Origin of the sequence: Plantibacter sp. ME-Dv--P-095 (assembly GCF_030209365.1) — a bacterium.
Lineage (GTDB): Bacteria > Actinomycetota > Actinomycetes > Actinomycetales > Microbacteriaceae > Plantibacter.
This window is the reverse complement of sequence record NZ_JARVSB010000009.1, coordinates 468,914-493,344: the sequence shown is the minus strand read 5'-3', so window position 1 is coordinate 493,344 and position 24,431 is coordinate 468,914. Positions and strand designations below refer to the sequence as shown.

Sequence of the window (24,431 nt, the reverse complement as noted above, 5' to 3'; positions counted from 1 at the left end):
GTAGGCTCGGCGCATGGCGATCGACCCCTACTACCGCGACCGGCTGCAGCTCTTCGACGGATTCTCCGATGCCCGACGCGCCGCGGCGGGTGGGACGCTCGAGGAGGCGTTCCAGGAGCGACTCGCGGCCTACGGCGACGACGGGCCGTGGCAGCCACCGGTCGACGTCGTCATCACCGACGAGGTCGTCGACGGCCCCCACGGCGAGATCCCGATCAGGCGCTACGTGCCCGGAGAGGCCGACCAGGCCGCCGCCCATCTCGCCCGTCCCGCCCTCCTCTGGGCACACGGTGGTGGGTTCACAGCGGGGACGCTCGACTGGCCGGAGGCGCACGTCGTGAGCGCCGAACTGGTCGCTCGGGCCGGAGCCGAGGTCGTGTCCGTCGACTACCGGCTGGCGGACGGGGTCACGCGCTACCCGGTGCCACTCGACGACGTGCTCGCCGTCTGGGAGTGGCTCGTCGACGAGCGGTCGGTCGTCCCCGGATCGCGGACGGCGATCGGCGGTGCCAGTGCTGGAGCCGCCCTCGCGCTCGCCGCCTCGCTCCGCAGCGACCGCCGAGCGGACGCCGTACTCCTCGCCTACCCGTTCCTCCACGCGGTCGTGCCGCCACTGCCGCAGGACGTCCTGACGGAGATGGACGTCCTGCCCGACTTCATGCGCTTCCCGCGGGAGTCGATCGAGTGGATGGTCGAGAACTACGTCGGCCGCCTCGACGACCTGCCAGAGCTCGCCCTGCCGGGGGTGGTGCCGGTGACCGCCGACCGCCCGCCGCTCTCCGTCCTGCTGTCGGAGTTCGACGACCTCCGCCCGTCCGGGGAGGCGCTCATCGCCGCGTCGGAGGCCGCCGGGGCATCCGTCCGCAGCCGGCTCGAACCGGGCGTCCTCCACGGGCACCTGAACCGTCATCCCGTCGCGCCGGGTGTGGCGCCGTCGCTGGATTGGCTGGCCGAGGGGCTGCGCGCGATGGAGGAGCACGCCGGGTAGACGAGGATGCAGCGCGAATCGCCAGCTCCGGACGCGTTGCGCGATCGTCGACAGCGGGCATACTAGAGACAACCTCCGTTCCCGAACGGAGTTCGGTTTTCATGCTCGGCCCGTTCGGGCACGGGTGATCCCGACGCTGCTCCACTCATCGACGAGAAACGGACCACCCATGAGCGTTCCCGAACCCGCGCCGGCCTACCGCGACGCCACCCTCCCGGTCGACGAGCGCGTCGACGACCTCCTCGGCCGCATGACCGTCGCCGAGAAGGCCGGCATGCTGTTCCAGACGATGATCGCCCCCGGCCCGATCGACGAGGCGAACCCGCACATGGGCCTCGCGAGCGGCGAGCACATGATCGGCGAGCAGCTGCTGACGCACTTCAACGTGCTCGGCACGGCACCCGACACCACGGCGCTCGCCGAGTGGACGAACGCCCTCCAGGAGCGGGCGTCGCGTACCCGGCTCGGCATCCCCGTCACCCTCTCCACCGACCCGCGTAACCACTTCACCGACAACGTGGGCACCGCCGCCCGAGCCGGAGCGTTCTCCCAGTGGCCGGAGACGCTCGGCCTCGCCGCCATCGGATCCACCGAGCTCGTCGAGGCCTTCGCCGACACCGCACGCCAGGAGTACCTGGCGGTCGGCATCCGGCTCGCCCTCCACCCGCAGGTCGACCTCGCGACCGAACCCCGCTGGTCGCGCATCGGCGGCACCTTCGGCGAAGATGCGGAGCTGAGCGCCGAGCTCGTCGCCGGCTACATCCGCGGCTTCCAGGGCGCGGAACTCGGCCCCGACTCGGTGTCCACCATGACGAAGCACTTCCCGGGCGGCGGGCCCCAGCTCGACGGTGAGGACCCGCACTTCGCCTACGGACGCGAACAGGTCTACCCGGGCGGGAATTTCGACTACCACCTCATCCCGTTCCGTGCCGCGATCGCCGCCGGAGCGGGCCAGATGATGCCGTACTACGGGATGCCCGTCGGTACCGAGCACGAGGAGGTCGCCTTCGCGTTCAACCACGGCATCATCACCGGGCTGCTCCGCGAGGAGCTCGGCTTCGACGGCATCGTCTGCACCGACTGGGGGCTCATCACCGACACCTCGATCATGGGGCAGGAGATGCCCGCCCGCGCCTGGGGACTCGAACACCTCGACGAGCTGACACGCGTGGAGCGCATCCTGCAGGCCGGCTGCGACCAGTTCGGCGGCGAGGCCCGACCGGAACTCGTCGTCGAACTCGTCGAACAGGGACGGATCACCGAGGACCGCATCGACGCGTCCGTCCGGAGACTGCTCCGCGAGAAGTTCGTGCTCGGGCTCTTCGAACAGCCCCTCGTCGACGCGTCGGCCGCGAGCGGGATCGTCGGGCGTGCCGACTTCATCGCCGCCGGCGAGGCCGCACAGCGCCGGGCCTTCACGGTGCTGACGAACGTCGACGGGACGCTCCCGGTGCGCTCGCCGCGTCCTCGGCTGTACGTTGAGGGGATCGACGAGGCCGTGGCCGCCGGCTACGGCGAGGTCGTCACCGACCCGGCGTCGGCGGACCTCGCGCTCGTCCGCATGCAGACCCCGTACGAACCCCGGCCGGGCGGGTTCGAGGCGATGTTCCACGCCGGATCGCTGGACATCCCGGCCGAGGAGGTCACCCGCCTGCTGGACCTCGCCGCGACGGTGCCGACGGTGCTCGACATGCACCTCGACCGGCCGGCGATCCTCACGGGCGTGGTCGACGCGGTCGCGGCGCTCGTCGCGAGTTTCGGCGGCAGTGATGCGGCGTTCCTCGACGTCGTGTTCGGTCGAGCGCTGCCGGAGGGCTCGCTGCCCTTCGACCTCCCGCGGTCGATGGCGGCCGTCGAGGCGAGTCGGTCGGACGTGCCCTACGACACCGAGGACCCGCTCTTCCGTTTCGGCCACGGCCTGCGCTACCCGGGTTGATCGGTCCCTGAGCGCCCGCTCCGGTCCCTGAATGTCTCGAAGGGCACTCCGCTCAGCGCTCGGAGCCGCGCAACTCCAGGTGCACGTCGAGCGTGTGGGTGGTCGGCGGGCCGGCCTCACCGGCGATGAGGGCCAACAGGGTCTCCGCGGCGACCCGCCCCATGAGGGCGACGTCCTGCGCGACCACCGACACCGCCGGCGTCACGAGGGGTGCCGCCTCGAAGTCGTCGAAGCCGACGAGCGGGAGGCGGCGTCCGGCCGCGGCGAACGCCTGCATGGTCCCGATCGCGGCACGGTTGTTGGCCGCGAACACCCCGTCCACGACGCCGTCGCGGAGGAACCCGGCCACGACCGCGGCCGCGTCCTCGACGGAGTGCGCGCCGTCGGAGACGATCGGCTCGGGCGGCGCGGCCCCGGTGGCGCTCACGTGGTCCGCCTCGGCGAGGGCCCGGTGGTAGCCGGTCAGTCGTTCCCGCATCGTGTACAGCTCGAGGGAGTCGCCGAGGAACGCGATCCGCCGGGCTCCGCCGTCGAGCATCGCCGCCGTCGCCCGGCGTGCCCCGCCCGCGTTGTCGGCGAGGACCGTGTGCACCTCGACCGACTCCAACGGTCCGGTCGGGCGGTCCACGAGGACCATCGGCGCGTGCTCCACCGTGCTCGTCGCCCACGGCGTCGTGGCGTGCCGAGGCGGAACGACGATGAGCCCGTCGACGCGTTGGGCGACCAGGCGGTCGACGAGGAGTCGGTGCCGGCCGGCGTCCTCCTCGGAGCTCGCCGACATGAGGAGGTAGCCGTGTTCGGTGCAGACCCGTTCGACGGAGCGGGCGAGCACCGAGTAGTACGGGTTCGCCAGGTCGCCGATGATGAGTCCGACGACCTTGCTCGACCGTCCGGGCCTGATGCTCGCCGCCGCGAGGTTGTGTCGGTAGCCGAGCGACTCGATGGCCGCGCCGATGCGTTCCGACAGTTCGGTGTTGATGTTCGTCGCGCCGTTCACGTACCGCGAGACCGTCTTGAGACCGACGCCGGCCGCTGCGGCGACGTCGTTCATGGTCGGGGGCCGGGAGCTGCGCATGATCACCATCCTGGCCTACCGCCGATCACGCGGCGGGTCGGTCGGGCGATGCGTCCGTCAGGAGCGGGCGGACGCTCGGCCGTAGCCGGACGATCTCGTCCGCGGTCGGCCGGAGACCGGCGATGACCGCGGCGGCACTGGCGCCGGCGACGTCCGCCGCGGCCGCAGGTCCTGCGCCGCGTGACATGGCGAACAGCAGACCGGCGGTCGAGGCGTCTCCGGCGCCGTTCGTGGACACGAACGCCGGAGCGGGGACCGGTGGTGCGACGAGCGCGGCGTCGGCCCAGGCTGCAGCCAGCGGCGCGAGCATCCGGCCGGCCTGACGGAGGCGGTCGACACCGGCGGCGCGCACCACGAGCCCGTCCTCGCCGGCCGAGATCGCCACGATGCCGGCACCCCAGGCGAGGAGGAGCTCGGCGAACGCGGCAGCCTGCGCCCGGGGTGACGGCGCGGTGTCGGCCGGGAGCAGTGACGTGCCGAGGGCGGATCTGAGGTCGTCGACGCTCGGGCTCACGACGTCCGTGAGGGGGAGGGTGCGCCGGAGGATCGCCTCCCAGTCGAGCGCGCCAACCGTGCTGCTCGGGTCGACGACGGCGAGGTCCATCGAGGTGGTCGCTCCGTGTCGCCGGACCCGCTCCAGGAGGGCGGCGAGTGGCGCGCCGCCGTCGGCGACGATGCCGGGCAGCAGCGGCGGATACCCGAGGTGGACGAGGTCCGCGCCACCGACGGCGAGGTGTTCGCCGGTGAAGACCTCGTTCGCGCCCGTGTGGTGCCAGAACGTGCGGTCGAGGCCCTCGGGTTCGACGACGACGCTGTACGAGGTCGCCGCCCGGTCGGTCACCTCGAGTGCCGGATGGAGGCGGGGCTGCGCGGCGATGCGGGCGGCGACGATCGCGCCGAGTTCGTCGTCACCGACGGTCGCGTGCAGTCGGACGTCACTGCCGAGGTCGGCGAGCGCGAGACCGGTGTTGGCGACGCATCCACCGAGCGAGATGCGGAGCGGGCCGGTGTCGATGAGCGCGCCGGGGTCGATGCGCGCGCTCGCGCCGAGCCGGGGCGACAGATCGACGCAGATGTGGCCGGCGACGACGATCTCGCCCATGGACCCTCCGTTCTTCGCGTCGACGCTCAGCCGACGCACGCTAGACAACGTTGTCTCAGGCCACTACTGTGACACACCGAGGGAGGATCCGGAAACCCTTCCCGTCACGATCAGGAGCCGCCGCAATGTCGCTGTACCGCCTCAATCGTCTCTTCAACGCCCGATCCGGTCGTGCGCTCGACGTCGCCGTCGACCACGGGTTCTTCGGAGAGCGTTCCTTCATCACCGGCATCGAGGACATGGGCAAGGTCGTCCGCACCCTCGTCGCCGCCGGTCCCGACGCCGTCCAGCTGACGCTCGGCCAGGCCCGACACCTGCAGCAGGTCCCCGGCAAGGACAAGCCGGCACTCGTCCTCCGGACCGATGTCGCGAACGTCTACGGCAACCCGCTCGACTCGCTCCTGTACAGCCACCACGTGCCGCACGCGATCGAGGAGGCCGTCCGGCTCGACGCCGTCGCCGTGTGCGTCAACCTCATGCAGATCCCCGACCACCCCGAGGTGCGGGAGGCGAACATCCGCTCCATCATGGCGCTGCGCCGCGAGGCCACCCGGTACGGGATGCCGCTCATGATCGAGCCCCTCGTCATGCAGGACAACACGACGGCCGGCGGCTATCAGGTCGACGGCGACATCGAGAAGATCGTCACGCTCGTACGTCAGGCGGTCGAACTGGGGGCCGACCTCGTCAAGGCCGATCCGAGCAGCGACATCACCGAGTACGGGCGCGTCGTCGAGGTCGCGGGTGACGTCCCCGTCCTCGTCCGCGGTGGCGGCCGGGTCGACGACCGCACCCTGCTGGAGCGCACGGTCGCCGTGCTCGACGCCGGGGTCAGCGGCATCGTCTACGGCCGCAACATCATCCAGCACGAGCACCCGGCGGCCATCACAGCGGCCCTCATGGCGGTGCTGCACGACGGTGCCGACGCCGACGCCGGCCTCGCGATCCTCGAGGCGGCCCGCGCATGAGCGCCGAGCAGGGGACGACCGACCGGGTGGCGGCGGAACGCGTCAACATCGCGATCATCGGCGGCGGCCTCATGGGGCGCGAGATCGCCGCGGCCATCCAGCGCTGGCCCGCCCTCATCGACCACCCGGTGCGACCCCGGCTGACGGCGGTGTGCGACATCAACCCGGCCGCCCTGGACTGGTTCGATGAGATCGACACCGTCGTGACGAAGACCACCGACTACCACGAGCTCCTCGCCGACCCGTCCGTCGACGTCGTCTACGTGGCCGTGCGTCACGACCTCCATGAGCAGATCTACACCGACGTCATCCGCGCCGGGAAGGGTCTGCTCGCGGAGAAGCCGTTCGGGATCGACGCGGCGGCGGCGCAGTCCGTCCTCGCGGCCATGGCCGAGCACCCCGAGAGTTTCGTCCGGTGTTCGAGCGAGATGCCGTTCTTCCCGGGTGCGCAGCTGGCGATCGACTACGTCCGCTCCGGCGCGCTCGGCACGATCGTCGAGGCGCGCAACAGCTTCCTGCACTCGAGCGACATCGATCGCGGCAAGCAGATCAACTGGAAGCGCCAGACGCAGTTCTGTGGCGAGGCCGGCGTGATGAACGACCTCGGCATGCACACCTGGCACGTGCCGTTGCGGCTCGGCTGGGCGCCCGAGAGCGTCTACGGCGTGTTGCAGAACATCGTGACCGAACGCCCGGGCCCCGACGGTTCGCTCGTGCCGTGCGACACGTGGGACAACGCCGTGTTGCACAGTTGGGCGAACCACGACGGTGTCCGCTTCCCGCTCACGACGGAGACGAAGCGCATCGATCCCGGACAGAAGAACACCTGGGAGTTCGAGGCGATCGGGCTCGACGGCGGCGTGCGGTTCAGCACGAAGAACCCGAAGCTCGTGGAGGTGTTCGCGATCCGGGACATCCCGGGCGGCGGGCGCGAACAGGTGTGGCAGCAGCTCGATGCGGGGAGTCAGTCGGTGTGGCCGACGGTCACCGGGCCGAACTTCGAGTCGGGGTTCTCCGACACGATCCTGCAGATGTGGGCGGTGTTCCTGGCCGAGCGTCACGGTTCGCTCGGTGACCGGTTCGGTGCCGCTCGTCCGGAGGAGGCGGCGCTGACCCACGACATCTACCGCGCGGCGATCCGTTCCCATGAGGAGGGGCGAGCGATCGCGATGTGACCTGCGCGCCGGCTGGGAGGCCACCCGACCGCCTCCCAGCCGGGAGCGTGCCGTGGTGGCCCTGGGCTCTTCGACGAGCTCAGGGACCGGCGGTGTCGGCGGGGTGGGGGAGACTCGCCACATGTCCGACAGACGATGCGTGCAACCCGGGTGCGACGACACGGCTCCACGGGACGCGCCGGTCGCGCTGTGCGAACAACACCTCGCGCTCGCCGCCGAGTGGGCCGGACGCCGATGGGGCGTCCTCGACACCCTGCCCTCGCCGTGCATCATGTGCGGCTCACGGCTCGGCCGCGACTACCCATCCGGCTGGTTGTGCGCCACCTGCGAATGGAGACAGGGCGAGGTGCCCGACGACGACCTCGCCCGACCACGGATCGACGTCGTCTACTACCTCCGTCACGGCGACCGGGTGAAGATCGGCACGACGACCAACCCCCGCCAACGCTTCGCCGCGATCTGGCACGACGAACTGCTCGCGCTCGAACGCGGCGACCGACACGTCGAACGAGCCCGGCACGAGCAGTTCGCCCGCGAACGCCTGGAACGCTCCGAGTGGTTCACCGGTTCGCCGCGGCTCCTCGCCCACATCGCCGCGGTCGCCCGAGACGTCGACCCTTGGGACGGGTACGCCCGATGGCTCAGCGAGGCGGCCGCACTGCGTGGGCGATAACCCCTCCGGCGAACACCGCGCGCGGAGTACGCTCAGCGCGTGTGCACTCGAATCTTCTGGAATGACAACGCGGTCGCCAAGACGGTCAGCCGCTGCATGGACTGGTCCGCAAGCGACGAACCGGAGCTGTGGTTCGTCCCGAGCGGCACGGTCCGGGGTGGGACCGGAGACGCCACCTCGCATCGATGGACCTCCCGGTACGGCAGCGTCGTCACGAGCATGTGGGGGATGGGGACCGTCGACGGCCTGAACACCGCCGGCCTCGGTGCGCATGCGCTCTACCTCGACCCGGAGGATGTGACGTTCGCCGAGCCCGACGGTCGCCCGACGGTGTCGAACGCGCTCTGGGTGCAGTACCTCCTCGACAGCTACGCGTCGGTCGCCGAGGCGATCGCCGACATCGACACCGTCCGCATCACGTCCCCGTTGTTCCGCGGCCTCCAGATGGGCATCCACATCGCCATCGAGGACGCGTCGGGTGACTCCGCGATCATCGAGCCCATCGACGGCCGGCTCGTCGTCCACCACGGCCGTGAGTACACCGTCATGGCGAACTCGCCGAGTCTCGACGAGCAGATCGCCAACCGCGACCGGTACCGCCCGTTCGGTGGCGAGCTCCCGCCTCCCGGGGACATCACCTCGCTCGATCGGTTCGTGCGCGCGTCCTACTTCCTCCACTACCTGCCGGAGCCCGAGGGCACCGTGGAGGCCGTGGCGGGCGTGTTCCAGCTCATCGCGAACGTGTCGGTCCCGTACGGCGCACCGTATTCGACGGGCGACGTGTACCCCACCTGGTGGCGGGCCGGGGCCGACCTCACGAACCGGGTGTACTACTTCGGGTCGACGAGGAGCCCCAACATCTTCTGGGTCGAGCTCGACCGGCTCGCCGACGCCGACGAGGTGTTGCGGCTCGACCCGCGCGATCCCGACCGGGTCGGCGACCAGACCGCGGAGCTCGCGCCGGCGGTGCTGAGCTACTAAGGACGGTCGGGGGCTCGTGGGCCCTTCGACAAGCTCAGGGACCGGCGGTGGGCTCAGGGACCGGCGGTGGGCTCAGGGACCGGGCGACTCGGGGACCGGCGGTGAACTCAGGGACCGGGTGACTCAGGCGACCCGGCAGGAGTCCCGCTCGACGAGGTGCACCGGGAGGACGGTGCTCCGGCGATAACGTCCGTCCGGGCGGTCCAGGCGGTCGATGATGCGTTCGGCAGCGAGTCGGCCGAGGGTCTCCGGGTCCTGCGTGATGACGGACACCGACGGTCGCAGGAGCTCGGCCAAGGGGAAGTCACCGAACGCGACCAGGGGTGGCGGGTGCTCGGCGAGGGCGGGCAGCAACGCCATGGTGCAGACGGCGTTCGACGAGAAGAGGGCCGTCGACCGTTGGCCGACCGCCGCCAGCGCTCGCGCGGCCCCCACCCGGGTCTCCGCGCCGAGGACGACGAGGTCCTCGTCGACGGGCAGCCCGGCTTCCGTGAGTGCGGCCCGGTATCCGCGCAACCGTTCGGCCGTCGTCGGCAGGGCCAGCTGGTCGCCGATGAAGGCGATCCGTCGGTGGCCGTGCTCGACGAGGTGCGTCGTCGCTGCGAACGCCCCACCGAAGTCGTCCTGCGTGAAGGAGTCGGCGGCCAGTCCGCCGGGCGCACGGTCGACGAACACGAACGGCGTCCGCGACGCCCACGCGGCCAGGGAGCTCTGGTCGTCGCCGATCGGCGCGAGCACCACCCCGGCGAGCTGCCGCCGCAGCATCGGTTCCAGTACCTCGCGTTCGCGGTCCGGATCGTCGCCGAGGCTGGTCACGAGCGTCGACATGTCGTGGTCGCGGGCGGTCCGCTCCACCGCCCGGGCGATCTCGGCGAAGAACGGGTCGACGATGTCGGGCACCGCGACCCCGATGACCGAGGGACGGCCGGACCGGAACGACGTGGCGAGCGTGTTCGGCACGTAATCGAGCTCGCGCATGATCGCCTCGACCCGTTCGCGCGTCTCCGGGAGCACGTGCGGGTCGTCGTTGAAGACCCGTGAGACGGTCTTCGCGCTCACGCCGGCGGCTGCCGCGATCTGTCGCATCGTCGCCATGCGTCGTCCTCCCTCCCGCTCGCTCGTGCCGGTCGTGCTGGTCGCGCAGTCCGTGCCGGCCGGGTCAGCGTGCGGTGTAGCCGCCGTCGATCGGCAGCGAGACGCCCGAGATCATGCCGGCGGCGTCGCTCAAGAGGAAGGTGATGGGTCCGGCGATGTCGTCCTCGGTGGCCCACTTGCCGAGGGGCATGGCCTCGAGGAACGGGCCCTCGATGTCGGGGCGGCCCCAGTACCAGGCGGACATCGGCGTCATGACGACCGTCGGGTTGACGGCGTTGACACGGATGCCGTACTTGCCGAGTTCGAGGGCGGAGACGCGGGTGATGTTGTCGAGGGCGGCCTTCGACGAGCCGTACGAGATGTGACCGGACAGGGCGACGAGGGATGCCTGGCTGGAGACGTTGACGATCGCGCCGCCGCGTTCCTGGCGGATCATCTCGCGCGACGCGTACTTCGTGACGAGCAGGGAGCCGCGCGCGTTGATGCTGATGACCTTGTCGAAGACCTCGATGTCGGTCTCCTGGGGGGACGCGATCTCGCCGCCCCAGCCGCCGGAGTTGACGACGCCCCAGATGTCGCGACCCTCGATGGCGTCGCGGATGCTGTCCTCGGAGGTGAGGTCGAAGGGCAGCGGTTCGGCGCCCGTCTCGGCGGCGATGGCCTCGAGGTGCTCCACGTTGCGGCCGGAGGCGATGACCTGCGCGCCCGCTGCGACGAGGTGGCGGACGGTCGCGCCGCCGATGCCGCCGCTCGCTCCGGTGACGAGGATGGTACGGCCGTTGAAGTCAGTCATGGGTTCTTCCGATCGACGTGAGGGGCCCGTGCGTCGATGCACCGGGTCGCGAGCATCATATCCACGGAATGACGGTCATGTCACCCGTGACATGGAATTGCTCGGGAAAGCCGTGACACCGGTGACATGCGCTGTTGACACGGGCACCGCGTGGACCTACCGTGAGTCGGGCGACGGCGCGACCGCGACGACGCCGACCCGACGAGAGGTGGGGCATCACGATGGGCGGCAGCACGACCGGGACCAGCCTCGACGAGCTCGTCGACCGCGCGCGGACCTTCGCCGCCTCAGGGTCGCGACGCATCCTCGGCATCGTCGGCGCTCCCGGCGCGGGGAAGTCGACCGTCAGCGACACGCTCGCCGCGGCCCTCGGCGACCAGGCGGTCATCGTCGGCATGGACGGCTTCCACCTCGACAACCCCGAACTCGTCCGCCTCGGGCGACGCGACCGCAAGGGCGCCCCGGACACCTTCGACGTCGACGGCTACGTCGCCCTGCTGGCGCGGCTCGCCACAAGCGGTCGCACGGAGGCGTCGGCCGGCGCCCCGGTCTACGCGCCCCGGTTCGACCGCTCACTCGAGGTCTCCATCGGCAGCGCGGTGCTCGTTCGCCCCGAGGTGCCGCTCGTCATCACCGAGGGCAACTACCTGCTGTTCGACGATCACGGCTGGCAGGACGTCGCCCGGCACCTCGACGAGTCCTGGTACGTGGACGTGGACGACGAGCTCCGCCGCGACCGCCTCATCGCCCGACGCCTCGGCCACGGCCACCCGCGGGACGAGGCAGAAGCCTGGGTGCTCGGCGTCGACGAGCCGAACGCCCGCCTGGTGGACGCCACGAAGCATCGCGCCACCCGCGTCGTGACGCTCGACGCCACCACGCCGCTGGCCACCGAGTCCAGCCACGGCGCCTGACGACCACCGCACCATCCGGAACCCGCTCACCGACGAGAAGGCACCACCCATGACCCAGCTCTCCGACGCCACCCTCACCGCCCTCGACCCGCAGGTGGCCGTGCCGTCCTACGACCGTTCAGCGGTCCGCCCCGGCATCGTCCACTTCGGGGTCGGCGCCTTCCACCGTGCCCACGGGGCGATGTTCGTCGACCGCGTGCTCGCGCTGCCCGGTGCCGAGCACTCGTCGTGGGGGCTCGTCGGCGTCGGCACCCTGCCCGGCGACGCCGCGATGCGGGACGCGCTGGGTGCGCAGGACCGGCTGTACACGCTCGTGACGACAAGTCCCGACGGCGAGGCCGAGGCGCGCGTGGTCGGGTCGATCGTCGAGTACCTCTTCGCACCCGACGACCCGGCCGCCGTCCTGGCCCGGGTGAGCGATCCCTCGACCCGGATCGTGTCGCTCACGATCACCGAGGGCGGCTACGGCGTCAACGATGCGACGGGCGCGTTCGAACCGAGCGACGGTGCGACCCTCGCGGATCTCGACGGCCTGCCGGCTGGAGCGCTCCCGCAGAGTCCGCTCGGCTTCATCGTCGCCGGCCTGCGCGCTCGTCGGGACGCCGGTGCGGTGCCGTTCACGGTCATGTCGTGCGACAACATCCAGGGCAACGGCCACGTCGCCCGCACGGCGATCCTCGCGTTCGCCGAGCGGATCGACCCGTCGCTCGCGGCCTGGATCGCCGCCGAGGTGCGCTTCCCGAACTCGATGGTGGACCGCATCACCCCGGCGACGACCAACGAGCAGCGGGCGATGGTCGCGGAGCGGTTCGGGATCGAGGACCGGTGGCCGGTGCTGTCGGAGTCGTTCGAGCAGTGGGTGTTGGAGGACGACTTCAGCGACGGCCGTCCGCCGTACGAGCAGGTCGGCGTGCAGCTGGTGGAGGACGTGGAACCGTACGAGCTGATGAAGCTCCGGCTGCTGAACGCCTCGCATCAGGCGATGAGCTACCTGGGATTGCTCGCGGGGGAGACGTACGTCCATGACGTCTGCCGCGATGACCTCTTCGCCCGGTTCCTCCTCGGCTACATGCACGAGGAGGCGAGGCCGACGCTTGCGCCGGTGCCGGGGATCGACCTCGACGCCTACAGTGCGGAGCTGATGCGTCGCTTCGGCAGTGAGGCGATCAAGGACACCCTGGCTCGGCAGATCGTCGACGGGTCGGAACGGATCCCCAAGTTCCTGCTTCCGGTCGTGCGGGAGCAGCTGCGGACGGGCGGCGGGATCGCGCGCTCGGCGCTCGTGCTGGCGGCGTGGAGTCGGTTCATCGAGGGTGTCGGTGACGATGGTCGGGAGCTGCAGCCGGTCGACCGGCGGCTCGCCGAACTGCAGGCGGCCGTCGCTCAGGAAGCCGAGAAGCCCGGGGCGTTCCTCGACCTGGAGGTCGTCTTCGGAGACCTCGGCCAGGATGCGCGGCTCCGTGAGGCGTTCGTCGCGGCGCGCGACCGACTGGCTGCCGTCGGTGCGCGTGCGGCCGTCGAGGAGGTCGTCGCCGCGGGGTGAGCCGCAGAGCGAGTGTCTGATCGGTCGCCGAGTGTGTCGGGGTGCGGGCCCTGAGCGGGTGTCCGCGGTCCCAGAGGGCTGCACCAGTCCCTGAGCGCCCCCCGGTCTCAGAGCGCAGCACCGCTCCCTGAGCCTGTCGAAGGGCGTGGTCGTCCGTGGGCCCTTCGACAGGCTCAGGGATCGGGGCTCTGGTTTCCGAGAGTGACGCGGGGAGCGAGTGGCCCCCGTCTCTGCTGGCAGTTCCGGTCCCTGAGCTTGTCGAAGGGCAGGGTGGTTGCCTGTGGGCAGACGGGTGCCATGTGTCACGCGGCGAGGCGGATGCGTCCGCCGCGGATGGGGGTTTGGTGTCGGTCGATGGTGCCTGGTGGGATGAACCAGGGGACGCCGTCGCGGACGTCGATGTTCCAGTGGTCGTCGTGGATGCGGTGGTGGTGGAAGGGGCAGAGGAGGATGCCGTTGTCGAGGTCGGTTGGTCCGCCGGTTGACCACCAGTCGAGGTGGTGGGCTTCGGTGAAGGATGGTGGGTGGGTGCAGCCGGTCCAGGCGCAGCCGCCGTCGCGTTCGGCGAGGGCGACTTTCTGGGCTCGGGAGAAGAGCCGGGCGCCGGTGCCGAGGTCGAGGACCTGGGACGGCCCGCCGAGGACCATGGGGATGAGTTTCGCGTCCGCGGCGAGGCGACGGAGGGCGCCGGCACCGATGGGTTCTTCGATGCCGTCGATGCTGGCTGAGCCGACGCCGGTTTCGAGGGTGTCGTGGTCGACGCGGATGACGACGGACACCGGTGCGAGCTCGGTCGCGGCACCATCGCAGCCGGCGGTGTGGCGGAAGATCTCGGTGAGCGCGATCGCGCGGCGTCGGTCGATGGGGATCACCGACGGGCCCTCCGGCATGGGCGTGCCAGTTCCGTCCGGCTGATCGGCATCGGTGTCCACGAAGGACGGTCGACGGATCGCGGCGCCGACGAGGGCGTCGAGGCCGGCGCGGACGAAGGCGGCGCTTTCTGGGGCGAGTTCGGCGCGGAGGAGGGTCATGCCGGAGGGCAGTTCTCGGAGGGTGGCGCGTTCGGCTCGGCGGAGGAGTTCGTCGCGGGGTTCGCGTCCGTCCTGGTCGAGGCGGGTGCGGACGAGTTTCGCGATCCGGACGACATCCTGCAAAGGTGCGTGCGCGGCGTGCTCGACCGCGATGACCGTCGCGGCCTGCAGCTCGGCCGTGGCACAGATACGGCCAGCGTTCCGGAGCTCACGGACGATGGCCGCCGCACCGTCGACGCTGAGCGGGGCGGGCGGTGTGCCGGGCGCGGCCGGTGTGTCAGCCACGGTCGGAGCTGGCCCGTCACCATCCGTTTCGGCTGCGCCGAAGGAATCGCCTGCGGTCGTGACGAGAGCGGCGGCGATCGCGGGGAAGGGGCACTCCTCCAGCTCGCCGAGGAGCCCGCGGGGCTGGGTGATCGCGGCGCCGACCTCGGCGATGGCCGCACCGTGGGCGCGTGCCACCCGCCACCGCTCCGACACCATTACACCCGGGTTGGCATAGCCGGCGGCGCGGACGAGCGACCCGTCGCGGCCCGTCGGCGACGGACGAAGCGCGATCGCCCCGGTCACCCGCGCGGCCAGGACCTCGACCGCGTGCTGCACAGCACCGAGTTCGTCGAGGACCCGGAACAGGGCCTCACCGTTCATGTTCTCCAGCTGCTCCGCGACATTCGAGCCGGCGCGGATCGCGTCGAGCGCACCGTTCCACGCGGCATCGAACCCCGCCGCGGCGGCGGCGAGGGGGTTCGGTGCGGTGCTGGTCATGGTTCCATCCAAACACGGACCACCGACACTGGCACGCGAGTGAAATGTGACCCGGACCTGGTGTTTTACGTAACAGGTGTGGTCTGCCGGTGTGCCCGTCGACAAGCTCAGGGGCCGGGGATGCCACGTCACGGATTCGGCGACCGGAACGCCCTTCGACAAGCTCGGGGACCGATGGGTCGGGTCTTGAGCACGATGGGGGCGTCCGTGTGCCCTTCGACGGGCTCAAGGACCGAGTGGCCGGGTTCGGAGCGCGATGCGGTTCCGCCTGCCAGCCCGCGCGGTGCCCGAGGGAAGCACGGGTTCCTGAGCTTGTCGAAGGGTAGGGGGAGTCGTCCGTGCGCCCTTCGACAGGCTCAGGGTCCTACCGCCGACAGGCTCGGGGACCGCCCTTCGACAAGCTCAGGGACTAGGCCGCCGGGGTCAGCCGAGCGACGCCGGGACGAGCCGGAAGCCACCCTCGGCCACCGGCTCGAGCCGCAGCTGGAACAGGCCGTCGATGACGAGGTCGGCGTCGAGCTCGTGCGCCTCGTGCGTCCCTGCGATCCCGACCGTCCAGCACCCCGCGGCACGCGCGGCGGCGAGCCCCGCCGGTGCGTCCTCGAACACGACGCACGGCTGCGCCTCCATGCCGAGCCGCGAGCGGCCGAGGAGGAACGGTTCCGGATCCGGCTTGCCCTTCGTGACGTCGTCGAAGGTCACCACGACCGCAGGCCGCACGAGTCCGGCGGCGGCGATCCGGTTCCCCGCGATGAGTCGGGTGCCGCTCGTGACGATCGCCTTCGCATCGTCACCGAGCGCCGCGAGGGCCTCCGCCGCCCCGGGGAGCGCGATGACGTCCGCGACCTCCTCGGCCTCGATCTCGATGATCCGTGCAAGCGCTCCAGCGACCTGCTCCGGTGGGAAGCTCGCAGCGAGCACCTGGGCCGCGGGCTGGCCGTGCCCCTCGGCGAGCAGGTCGACCTCCAGACCGTACTCGCGGGCGAGCTGCGCCCAGGACCGGTTCACAGCGGGCGTCGAGTCGATGAGCGTCCCGTCGAGATCGAAGAGCCCGGCGGCGAAGACCTGGCCGAAGATCGGCGCCGTCGCCTCGATGGTCCGTCCGAGGCCGAGCGCACGTTGGACGGCAGCGAGCTGTTGCGGTGTGGACAACGCCGCTTCGATCGACAGGTGCTCGATGGCGGGTGGCGTGTCGGTCGCCGGGTCCACGATGTGCGAGTCGCGTTCGGCACCGCGCTCGGCCCGGCGGGCGGCGAGCGTGGCGGCGTCGGCGCGCAGCCAGACGACCTTCGGGACGACCCCTGCCGCCTCGACGAGCGCGTCCCATTCGGCTCCGCCTCGCAGTTCCGCGGTGAAGGGGGCGACGAGCACCGCGCCGACCCCACTGTCGCGCTGGTCGGCGAGGACCGCGCGGAGCGCCGCGTATCGCGCCGGCCGCATCGTCGGACGCAGCGCGGGGTCGTTCCAGTGCCGCGGTTCGGCGCCCTCGGGGTCGGCGACCGGGCCGAGTCCGTCGAGCAGCGGGTTGGTGATCGTGTCGAGGTCGAGCAGTGGCAGTCGGAGGGCTCGCGCGAGCTCACGTCCGAGGGTGGTCTTGCCGCTTCCGGCTGCTCCTGCGACGACGACGATCACGCTGACTCCTCGATGATTCCGGGGTGGCGACCCACATGCGAGGGGCCTGAACGCCTCATCGATGCGAGTTCCAAATGAATTTGATCTCTTTCAGACAACGTTGCTTGACAACGTTGTCGGTCTGCGGTCAGTATAGGCGCACGAAGGAACGACGGGGTTCTGCAGCTGCACCACTCCGAACGATGACAACGCTGTCAGGAGGTGGAGCCCATGGGCACCTGCAACCCCGCGAACGCCGCGACCAGTCCGAACCGGACGGGTGCGCACGCGCTGCCGCTCCGCACCGACCGCACCGTCGGAACCGCTCCGTCGCATGACCGGAGGACCCGCTGATGCGGCCGCCCGGGATCAAGGATGTCGCTGCGCAGTCCGGCGTCAGCATCAAGACCGTCTCGCGAGTGGTGAACGGCGAAGCATCCGTCCACCCCGAGACCAGAAGCCGCGTGCTCGAGGCGATCGATCGCCTCGGGTACGTGCCCAACACGGCCGCCCGCTCGTTGAAGTCCGGCACCGGTGGCGCGATCGGTGTACTCATCGATTCCCTCGCCGACCCCTTCTTCGCCTCACTCGTGAGCGCCATCGAGGCCCGCGCGCTCAAGGAGGGCCTCAGTGTCCTCGTGGCGAGCACCGGGCTGGATGAGCGTCGCGAACGCGACCAGCTCACCGGCTTCATCGCCGGGCACCAGGTCGCCGGCGTGATCATCGCCCCGGTCGCCGCGGAGCTGCCCTACCTCGAAGCCTTCCGGAACGTGACCCCCGTCGTCGCCGTCGACCGCCCGCTGGCCGCCTTCGACAGCGTCGTGGTCGACGACTACGCCGCCACGCAGCTCGCCATCCGCCAGTTCGTGGAGCTCGGTCACACCCGCATCGCGTTCTACGACCGCGACGAGCGCTTCCTCACCATCCGCCGCCGCTACCAGGGGTACACCGACGTGCTGGCTGAGGCCGGCATCGAGCTCGACCCGTCCCTCGTCTCCTGGACCATCGACGGCTCCCTCGACTACGCCGCCGAGACGGAGCGACTGCTCGGGCTCGACGACCCGCCCACCGCCTTCTTCGCCTCGAACGCGAAGGCCGCGATCGGCCTGACGACCTCCCTCCATCGCATCGGGCGCGAGGGGACGGCGCACATCGCGTTCGGCGACTTCATCCTCGCCGACGTGCTGCGACCGGCCGTCAGCTGCATCAACCAGGACCCGTTCGTCATCGGCACCGCCGCGATCGAACGGCTGCTGGAACTGCGCGAGTCGCCGACGGACGAGCCGCGCGAATGGATCGTCCCGACCTCGCTCGTCCCCCGCGGCTCCGGCGAGATCGCCGGACCGATGCGGCAGCACACCGTCGATGCGGACACCGCATCCACCACGACCATGGTCGGAGGACCAGCAGCATGAGCACGACCCAGCCCACGAGGCTCGCCCAGCCCACGCGACTCGCACCGAACCTCATCGAGCACTTCTACCGTGGCGGCGACCGGATCGCCGCCCTGCGCGGGATCGAGCAGCAGAGCGAGTTCCAGCCCGAGGAGTGGCTCGGTGCCACGGTGAGCCGCGCCGATCAGGAGCCCGGCGGTGCCATCGGCCTCGCCCGCACCGTCGACGGCGTCCTCCTCCGCGACCTCGTCGCCGCCGACCCCGAGCAGTGGACCTGCGCAGGACGCGACCACGGCACCGACGCCGCCGACACCGGCATCCTCGTGAAGCTGCTCGACGCCAGGCAGCGCCTGCCCGTCCACGTGCACCCCGACCGCGCCTTCGCGGCCTCCCACCTCGACTGCGCCTACGGCAAGACGGAGGCCTGGTTCATCCTCGACGCCGAGCCGGGTTCGGCCGTCCACCTCGGGTGGAGCGAGGACGTCGACCCCGAGGAACTCGACCGCCGCCGCGACGCCCAGGACAGCGAGTGGATGCTCGCCCACATGAACCGCATCGTCGTCGAACGCGGCATGGGCATCCTCGTCCCGGCCGGCACCGCCCACGCGATCGACGGCGGGATCTTCCTCGCCGAGGTACAGGAGCCCACCGACCTCTCCATCCTGCTCGAGTGGTCGGTCACGACCTCGACGCGGGAGGAGTCCCACCTCGGGCTCGGTTTCGACACGGTGATGGGGGCGGTGTCGACCGCCGCCCTGCCCGAGTCGGAGATCGCCGGGCTCGTCGTCCAGCACGACCTCGACGCCCGGACGGACACGCCCGTCAGCCTGCTCCCCACCGCCGCGGACCCCTACTTCCGGCTGTTCGCGGTCGCACCGGGCGCGGACGGCAGCGACCCCGTCGACGCCGGTTTCTCGGTCGCCCTCGCGCTCAGCGGCGCCGGGTCGCTCACGCCGGAGGACGGCGCGGAACCGGTCGCGGTGTCCGCCGGCGAGGTCCTCGCGGTGCCCGCCGGGTTCGGTCCGTGGACCGTCACCGGCGAGGCCACCGTGCTCGTCGCAGGACCTGGAGCCGGTTGGCCGGCGAGCCTCACCGCGGGAGGCATCCGATGACGCCCCCGCTGAACGCAGGACCCAGGACCACCAGTCACCCGAACACCCCCCACCACCGCCCCGAACGGCGGTACGACAGCCACCACACGCCGGACCCGTCCACCCGGACCGGCTGGAAAGGAACGAGAACGACATGACGACTCCCGTCTTGGAGGCCAGAGGCCTCACCCGGCAGTTCGGGCACGTCCGTGCCCTCGACGAAGCGGACTTCGAGGTCTACCCCGGCGAGGTCACCGCCCTCATCGGCGACAACGGCGCCGGCAAGTCCACGCTGGTCAAGGCCCTCTCCGGCAACCTCGCGGTCGACAGCGGTGTGATCAAGTTCGAAGGCGAACCGATCACCCTCACCTCGCCCATGCAGTCGAGCTCGCTCGGCATCGAGACGGTCTACCAGGACCTCGCCCTCGCCCCGCACCTCGACCCCGTGCAGAACGTGTACCTCGGCCGCGAGATCATGCGCCCGGGCCTCGGCGGCCTGCTCGGCCTCATGAACGTGAAGGAGATGAGCAAGCAGTCGCGTCACGCCTTCGACGAACTCGGCGCGACCGTCCGCTCGCTCACCGACCCGGTCGGTGCCATGTCCGGTGGTCAGCGCCAGGCGATCGCCATCGCCCGCGCCGTGCACTGGGCCAACAAGGTCGTCTTCCTCGACGAGCCGACGGCCGCCCTCGGCGTCCGACAGACGAAGAACGTCCTCGAGACGATCCGCCGCGTCCGCGACAAGGGCATCGCGGTCGTCTTCATCAGCCACTCGATGCCGCACGTCATGGAGGTGTCCGACCGGGTGCAGGTGCTCCGGCTCGGCCACCGCGCGGCGACGGTCGACACGAAGGACACGAACATGGAAGAACTCGTCGGTCTGATGACCGGTGCCAGCACGAGGAACGTCGCATGAGCGCGGTGAAGCAGGCCGAGATGGGGCCGGAGACGACCGCCATCGAGACGGCCAAGGATCGGGAGACCCCGATCCGGAAGCTCTTCAAGGCGCAGGCCTTCCAGATCTTCATCGTCCTCCTCGTCGTCATCGCGATCTTCTCCGCGATCGCCCCCGACACCTTCGCGCAGCTGTCGAACCTGCGGCTCGTCGTGCAGAACGCGTCGATCCTCGCGGTGCTCGGCGTCGGCATGACGTACGTCATCATCACCTCGGGCATCGACCTCTCCATCGGCTCCGTCCTCGTCTTCTCGGGCGTCGTGTCCGCGACGACGATGCGGGCCATGGGCGGCGACGACTGGGGGACCGCGATCGTCGGCATCCTCGTGTCGATCGGTGTCGGCATCGTCTGGGGCACGTTCAACGGCCTCCTCATCTCCAAGGCGAAGGTGCCGCCGCTGATCGTCACCCTCGGTAGCCTCGGCATGGCGCTCGGCCTCGCCCAGATCCTCACCGGCGGTGTCGACATCCGCGAGGTGCCGTCCGTGCTCACCGACTCGATCGGCTACGGCAACATCTTCGGCGCCGTCCCGATCATCTCGGTCATCGCGCTCGTCGTCGTCATCATCGGCGCCCTCGTGCTCCACAAGACGAAGTTCGGCCTCTACACCTACGCGGTGGGCTCGAGCGAAGAGGCGGCGCGACGCGTCGGCGTGAAGGTCGACCGCCACCTCATCCGCATCTACGCCATCTCGGGTGGACTCGCGGGCCTCGCCGGCATCCTGTCGCTGTCGCAGTTCGGCACGACCGCGATCGCCGGTCAGTCGCAGACGAACCTGAACGTCATCGCCGCGGTCGTCATCGGTGGCACCTCGCTGTTCGGTGGCTACGGCACGATCTTCGGCACCGTCGTCGGTCTGTTCATCCCCGCCGTCCTCCAGAACGGCTTCGTCATCACCGGCGTGCAGCCCTTCTGGCAGCAGGTCGCGGTCGGCGCCGTCCTCATCCTGGCCGTCTACGTCGACCAGGTCCGTCGTTCCTCCGCAGCCCGCGGCGGATCCACCAGCTTCTGGCGAGCCCTCGTCAGCAGGAAGAAGAAATAGCCCTTACACAGATACACACCCCCCCCCGCACCATCCCTAGTAGTCCAGCAGTTCAAGAGAAACGGGTAATCACAATGAAGTGGAAGAAGTCAGTTCTCGGAGTCCTCGCGCTCGGCGCGTCGGCAGGCCTCATGCTCACCGGGTGTTCCGGTGGCGCGAGCTCGGGCGGCAGCAGCGCAGGCGCAGGTTCCGACGGCTACAAGATCGCATTCATCCAGGGTGTCGCGGGTGACGAGTTCTACATCTCGATGCAGTGCGGTATCGAGTCGGCGGCGAAGGACGCCGGTGCCACCGTCACCACCCAGGGCCCGGAGAAGTTCGACCCGACGCTGCAGAAGCCGCTCGTCGACTCGGTCGTCGCCTCGAAGCCGGACGCGATCCTCGTCGCCCCGACCGATGTGAAGGCCATGGAGGCTCCGCTGAAGGCTGCTGCCGACGCGGGCATCAAGGTCGTCCTCGTCGACACCACGGTCGACGACCCGTCGTTCGCGGTCTCGCAGATCTCGAGCGACAACAAGGGCGGCGGCGCTGCGGCGTTCGACGCGATCAAGGAAGCACACCCCGAGGGTGGCAAGGTCCTCGTGGTCTCGGTCGACCCCGGCATCTCGACCACGGACGCCCGTGCCGAGGGCTTCCAGGAAGCGGTCAAGGGCGATGACAAGTTCACCGACCTCGGTGTGCAGTACAGCCACAACGAGCCGTCCACGGCTGCTGAGATCGTGACCGCGGCGCTCCAGAAGGACCCCGACATCGTGGGCATCTTCGCAGCGAACCTGTTCGCGGCTGAAGGTTCCGCGACCGGTGTCAAGCAGGCCGGCAAGGAGGACTCGGTCACCATCGTCGGGTTCGACGCGGGTCCCGCCCAGGTCAAGCAGCTGAAGGAGGGCACCGTCCAGGCGCTCGTCGCTCAGGAGCCGGCCACCATCGGCAAGGACGGCGTCGCCCAGGCGATCGCGGCCCTCAACGGTGACAAGGTCGAGGCCAAGATCGAGACCGGCTTCACCATCATCACCAAGGACAACGTCGACGGCGACGCGAAGGATGCCGTCTACCAGTCCAAGTGCGGCTAGGCCCGAAGGCCACCCCGCACCACAGACCGCGACGGCGTCGGAGCTTCGAGCTCCGGCGCCGTCGCGCTGCGTCCGGAAGCATCCGTTCCCGATGACGGGCGGTCCGCTCCGCCTCGACGCCACCCTCCACGGGGTGCGAGAATCGCGACATGACCCAGGTGATCGTCGCGGCGACCGCGGTGCGCCGGCTGTCCGACGATGCTCCGGGACGGATCGAGGCCGAGGTCGTCGATGCAGCGGGGCGAGCCCACCGCCTGGTCATCGCGGTCCCCGAACGCGCGAGCCGTGCGGCCACCGCGTCGACCGACGTCCCGTTCCGACTCGGGCTCCGGGCCGAGTACGTGCGTATGGAGGGACGAACCGTGGAGGTCCGCTTCGCGGACGGCGTCACCACCACCGAGGGCCTCGGCGGGGTCTGCCTGGACCCGGACATCGTCCACTGGTTGTGAACGACTCGATCGACTGACGGTCGGGTCGGCGACGAGTCCTAGGCGACGAGGGCGAGGAGCCGCGCGACCTCGGCGGCGACGGCGTCACGGGCGGGCCCGAGGTACTTCCGCGGGTCGACGAGCGAGGGGTCGGCGTCCAACCGCTCGCGCACGGCGCGGGTGAAGATCCCGTTGATGTGCGTCGAGATGTTGATCTTCCGCATGCCCGCGTCCACGGCGCGGACGAGGTCGTCGTCGCTCACACCGCTCGAGCCGTGCAGCACGAGCGGGACGGGCACGGCCGCCGCAAGCTCGGCGATGAGCCCGAAGTCGAGGGTCGCGCTCCGCGACGTCATCGCGTGCGAGCTGCCGACCGCGACCGCGAGCCCGTCCACCCTCGTGGCCTCGACGAACGCGACCGCGTCGTCCACGTCCGTGCGGACGCCGGGCGTGTGCGCGCCACCCTTGCCGCCGATCGCCCCCAGTTCGGCCTCGACCCAGACACCCTGCGCCTGCGCCGCGCGGGCGACCGCTGCGGTGCGTTCGCGGTTCTCGGCGTCGGGCAGGGTCGCGGCGTCGAACATGACCGAGGTGAAGCCGAGCCGGACCGCCTCCTCCACGAGCGCTTCGTCCTCGGCGTGATCGAGGTGGACGGCCGTCGCGGTACCGGTCCCACGTGCGAGCTCCAGGCTCGCGAGCCCGATCGGTGCGAGGCCGCCGTGGTACTTCGCCGCGTTCTCCGAGACCTGCAGGATGACGCCCCGGCCCGCGAGCTCGGCGCCGCGGAGGATGGCCTCGCCGTGTTCGAGCTGGACGACGTTGAAGGCGAGCACGGCGCGCTGCGCGTCGAGGAGCGCGGCGGTGGAGACGAGCGTCATGGTGGTTCCTCTCGGGATGCACACGGGACGATCGACCCGGTGCCGGTGTGGATGGTCAGGTGGTGGCCAGCAGCAGCTCGGGACCGCTCTCGGCGAGCGCGTCGACGGTGTCAGGGTCGATCCCGTCGTCGGTCACGATCTGGTCGAACTCGTCGAGCCCCGCGGCGCGGTGGAACGAGGTGGTGCCGAACTTCGCGGCGGTGACGGCGAGGATGCGTCGCCTGGAGATAGCGAGCATCGCCCGCTTCACCTCGGCCTCCTCGGGCAGGGTCGTCGTGGCTCCGGCGGTGAGCCCAACCCCGTTGGCGCCGAGCACGGCGACGTCGGCATGGAGGCCCGACAGCCGTTCGACGGTCCACGCGCCGACGGTCGCCTGCGTGACGGCGCGGACCCGTCCGGGCAGGGCGAGCACGGTGAGTCGCGGTCGGCCACCGAGCAGGGCCACGATCGGCAGGCTGTTCGTCACCACGAGGAGTCGGCTGGCGTGGGGGAGGAGTGCGGCGACCTCGAGGGTCATCGCGCCGGAGTCGAGGAGGACGACCCCTTCCGCGGGGAGCTGCTCGACGACGAGCCGGGCGACGGCGGCGCGCTCGATGCGCTCGCCCTCGCGGCGTCGTTGGAGGCTGGGCTCGAATGCGGATCGTCGGGTGAGGACCGCGCCACCATGGTGGCGGCGGATGAGCCCCTGTCGCTCGAGCACCGCGAGGTCGCGCCGGATGGTCTCCGGCGTGACGCCGAGTCGGCTGCTCAGCTCGGCGACCAACAGAGCACCGTCGCCGTGGCGGGCGCCCGCGAGGATCGCGGCGTGACGCTCTGCTGGGTACATGACTACTCCGTCCGGTCCGGCCAGCGTATCCGAATCTGTCCGATATCCCTTCCGATTCGGTGGGATCGGTGCAAAGATCAACATGATCGGGCGCAC

The 24,431-nt window shown here is 70.6% G+C and carries 22 protein-coding genes; 14 read left to right on the top strand and 8 right to left on the bottom strand.

Going from position 1 to position 24,431, the window contains the following annotated elements; all coding sequences use genetic code 11:
* Positions 1 to 13 precede the first annotated feature (13 nt).
* Both QRN26_RS14365 and QRN26_RS14360 read left to right on the top strand, forming a co-directional pair.
* Positions 14 to 988: an alpha/beta hydrolase fold domain-containing protein gene (locus tag QRN26_RS14365; RefSeq protein ID WP_285037293.1), complete on the top strand. Its 975-nt coding sequence runs from the start codon at positions 14 to 16 to the stop codon at positions 986 to 988.
* A 169-nt stretch (positions 989 to 1,157) separates the two neighbouring features.
* Complete coding sequence (locus QRN26_RS14360; protein ID WP_285037292.1) at positions 1,158 to 2,924, top strand: glycoside hydrolase family 3 protein; 1,767 nt, start codon at positions 1,158 to 1,160, stop codon at positions 2,922 to 2,924.
* Positions 2,925 to 2,976: 52 nt separating this feature from the next.
* On the opposite strand, the gene QRN26_RS14355 is transcribed toward QRN26_RS14360, so the two are convergent.
* Together QRN26_RS14355 and QRN26_RS14350 are read right to left on the bottom strand one after the other, a co-directional pair.
* Entirely contained in the window at positions 2,977 to 3,999 is a 1,023-nt protein-coding gene (locus tag QRN26_RS14355) for a LacI family DNA-binding transcriptional regulator (RefSeq protein ID WP_056013485.1), read from the bottom strand.
* A 25-nt stretch (positions 4,000 to 4,024) separates the two neighbouring features.
* Complete coding sequence (locus QRN26_RS14350) at positions 4,025 to 5,101, bottom strand: carbohydrate kinase family protein (protein ID WP_285037291.1); 1,077 nt, start codon at positions 5,099 to 5,101, stop codon at positions 4,025 to 4,027.
* Positions 5,102 to 5,226: 125 nt separating this feature from the next.
* Here QRN26_RS14350 and QRN26_RS14345 point away from each other — a divergent pair, with 125 nt between their 5' ends.
* From QRN26_RS14345 to QRN26_RS14330, 4 genes are all read left to right on the top strand, one after another.
* Positions 5,227 to 6,069 carry a class I fructose-bisphosphate aldolase gene (locus tag QRN26_RS14345; RefSeq protein ID WP_056781518.1) on the top strand — a complete coding sequence of 281 codons (843 nt, stop codon included), beginning with the start codon at positions 5,227 to 5,229 and terminating at the stop codon, positions 6,067 to 6,069.
* The gene (locus tag QRN26_RS14340; protein ID WP_285037290.1) at positions 6,066 to 7,244 is read left to right on the top strand and encodes a Gfo/Idh/MocA family protein; all 1,179 of its coding nucleotides are present in this window, start codon (positions 6,066 to 6,068) and stop codon (positions 7,242 to 7,244) included. Before QRN26_RS14345 ends, QRN26_RS14340 begins: the two co-directional genes overlap by 4 nt.
* Positions 7,245 to 7,365: 121 nt before the next feature.
* On the top strand, positions 7,366 to 7,917 hold the full coding sequence (locus tag QRN26_RS14335; protein ID WP_056013046.1) for a GIY-YIG nuclease family protein: 552 nt from the start codon (positions 7,366 to 7,368) through the stop codon (positions 7,915 to 7,917).
* Positions 7,918 to 7,956: 39 nt separating this feature from the next.
* Positions 7,957 to 8,898, top strand: coding sequence for a linear amide C-N hydrolase (locus tag QRN26_RS14330; RefSeq protein WP_285037289.1), 942 nt, complete (start codon positions 7,957 to 7,959; stop codon positions 8,896 to 8,898).
* 123 nt (positions 8,899 to 9,021) lie between these two features.
* Here the strand turns inward: QRN26_RS14330 and QRN26_RS14325 are convergent, their stop codons facing one another.
* A complete protein-coding gene (locus tag QRN26_RS14325) occupies positions 9,022 to 9,993 on the bottom strand; it encodes a LacI family DNA-binding transcriptional regulator (RefSeq protein ID WP_285037288.1) in 972 nt (323 codons plus the stop codon).
* 64 nt (positions 9,994 to 10,057) lie between these two features.
* A complete protein-coding gene (locus tag QRN26_RS14320) occupies positions 10,058 to 10,786 on the bottom strand; it encodes an SDR family oxidoreductase (protein WP_056013037.1) in 729 nt (242 codons plus the stop codon).
* Positions 10,787 to 11,007: 221 nt separating this feature from the next.
* On the opposite strand from QRN26_RS14320, the gene QRN26_RS14315 reads away from it, so the two are divergent.
* On the top strand, positions 11,008 to 11,700 hold the full coding sequence (locus QRN26_RS14315) for a nucleoside/nucleotide kinase family protein (protein WP_285037287.1): 693 nt from the start codon (positions 11,008 to 11,010) through the stop codon (positions 11,698 to 11,700).
* A gap of 49 nt (positions 11,701 to 11,749) precedes the next feature.
* A complete protein-coding gene (locus QRN26_RS14310; RefSeq protein ID WP_285037286.1) occupies positions 11,750 to 13,243 on the top strand; it encodes a mannitol dehydrogenase family protein in 1,494 nt (497 codons plus the stop codon).
* Between the two features lie 302 nt (positions 13,244 to 13,545).
* Here QRN26_RS14310 and QRN26_RS14305 read toward each other — a convergent pair whose 3' ends face one another.
* Positions 13,546 to 15,039: an HNH endonuclease signature motif containing protein gene (locus tag QRN26_RS14305; protein ID WP_285037285.1), complete on the bottom strand. Its 1,494-nt coding sequence runs from the start codon at positions 15,037 to 15,039 to the stop codon at positions 13,546 to 13,548.
* Positions 15,040 to 15,462: 423 nt separating this feature from the next.
* The gene (locus QRN26_RS14300) at positions 15,463 to 16,671 is read right to left on the bottom strand and encodes an HAD-IA family hydrolase (RefSeq protein ID WP_285037284.1); all 1,209 of its coding nucleotides are present in this window, start codon (positions 16,669 to 16,671) and stop codon (positions 15,463 to 15,465) included.
* Between the two features lie 332 nt (positions 16,672 to 17,003).
* Here QRN26_RS14300 and QRN26_RS14295 point away from each other — a divergent pair, with 332 nt between their 5' ends.
* The 6 genes from QRN26_RS14295 to QRN26_RS14270 all read left to right on the top strand — a co-directional run bounded on the left by QRN26_RS14295 (position 17,004) and on the right by QRN26_RS14270 (position 22,652).
* Positions 17,004 to 18,065, top strand: a complete 1,062-nt coding sequence (locus QRN26_RS14295; protein WP_056013025.1) for a LacI family DNA-binding transcriptional regulator — start codon at positions 17,004 to 17,006, stop codon at positions 18,063 to 18,065.
* Positions 18,062 to 19,156, top strand: coding sequence for a class I mannose-6-phosphate isomerase (locus QRN26_RS14290; protein WP_285037283.1), 1,095 nt, complete (start codon positions 18,062 to 18,064; stop codon positions 19,154 to 19,156). Before QRN26_RS14295 ends, QRN26_RS14290 begins: the two co-directional genes overlap by 4 nt.
* Positions 19,157 to 19,289: 133 nt before the next feature.
* Positions 19,290 to 20,051, top strand: a complete 762-nt coding sequence (locus QRN26_RS14285; RefSeq protein WP_056013020.1) for an ATP-binding cassette domain-containing protein — start codon at positions 19,290 to 19,292, stop codon at positions 20,049 to 20,051.
* Positions 20,048 to 21,133 (top strand): ABC transporter permease, encoded by a 1,086-nt coding sequence (locus tag QRN26_RS14280; protein ID WP_056013017.1) that lies wholly within the window; start codon positions 20,048 to 20,050, stop codon positions 21,131 to 21,133. The genes QRN26_RS14285 and QRN26_RS14280 overlap by 4 nt, the downstream gene beginning before the upstream one ends.
* A gap of 74 nt (positions 21,134 to 21,207) precedes the next feature.
* On the top strand, positions 21,208 to 22,203 hold the full coding sequence (locus tag QRN26_RS14275) for an ABC transporter substrate-binding protein (protein ID WP_056013014.1): 996 nt from the start codon (positions 21,208 to 21,210) through the stop codon (positions 22,201 to 22,203).
* 149 nt (positions 22,204 to 22,352) lie between these two features.
* A complete protein-coding gene (locus QRN26_RS14270) occupies positions 22,353 to 22,652 on the top strand; it encodes a hypothetical protein (protein ID WP_285037282.1) in 300 nt (99 codons plus the stop codon).
* Positions 22,653 to 22,690: 38 nt separating this feature from the next.
* On the opposite strand, the gene QRN26_RS14265 is transcribed toward QRN26_RS14270, so the two are convergent.
* Both QRN26_RS14265 and QRN26_RS14260 read right to left on the bottom strand, forming a co-directional pair.
* Complete coding sequence (locus QRN26_RS14265) at positions 22,691 to 23,509, bottom strand: class II fructose-bisphosphate aldolase (RefSeq protein WP_285037281.1); 819 nt, start codon at positions 23,507 to 23,509, stop codon at positions 22,691 to 22,693.
* A gap of 55 nt (positions 23,510 to 23,564) precedes the next feature.
* Positions 23,565 to 24,335, bottom strand: coding sequence for a DeoR/GlpR family DNA-binding transcription regulator (locus QRN26_RS14260; RefSeq protein WP_056013009.1), 771 nt, complete (start codon positions 24,333 to 24,335; stop codon positions 23,565 to 23,567).
* Positions 24,336 to 24,431: the final 96 nt, after the last annotated feature.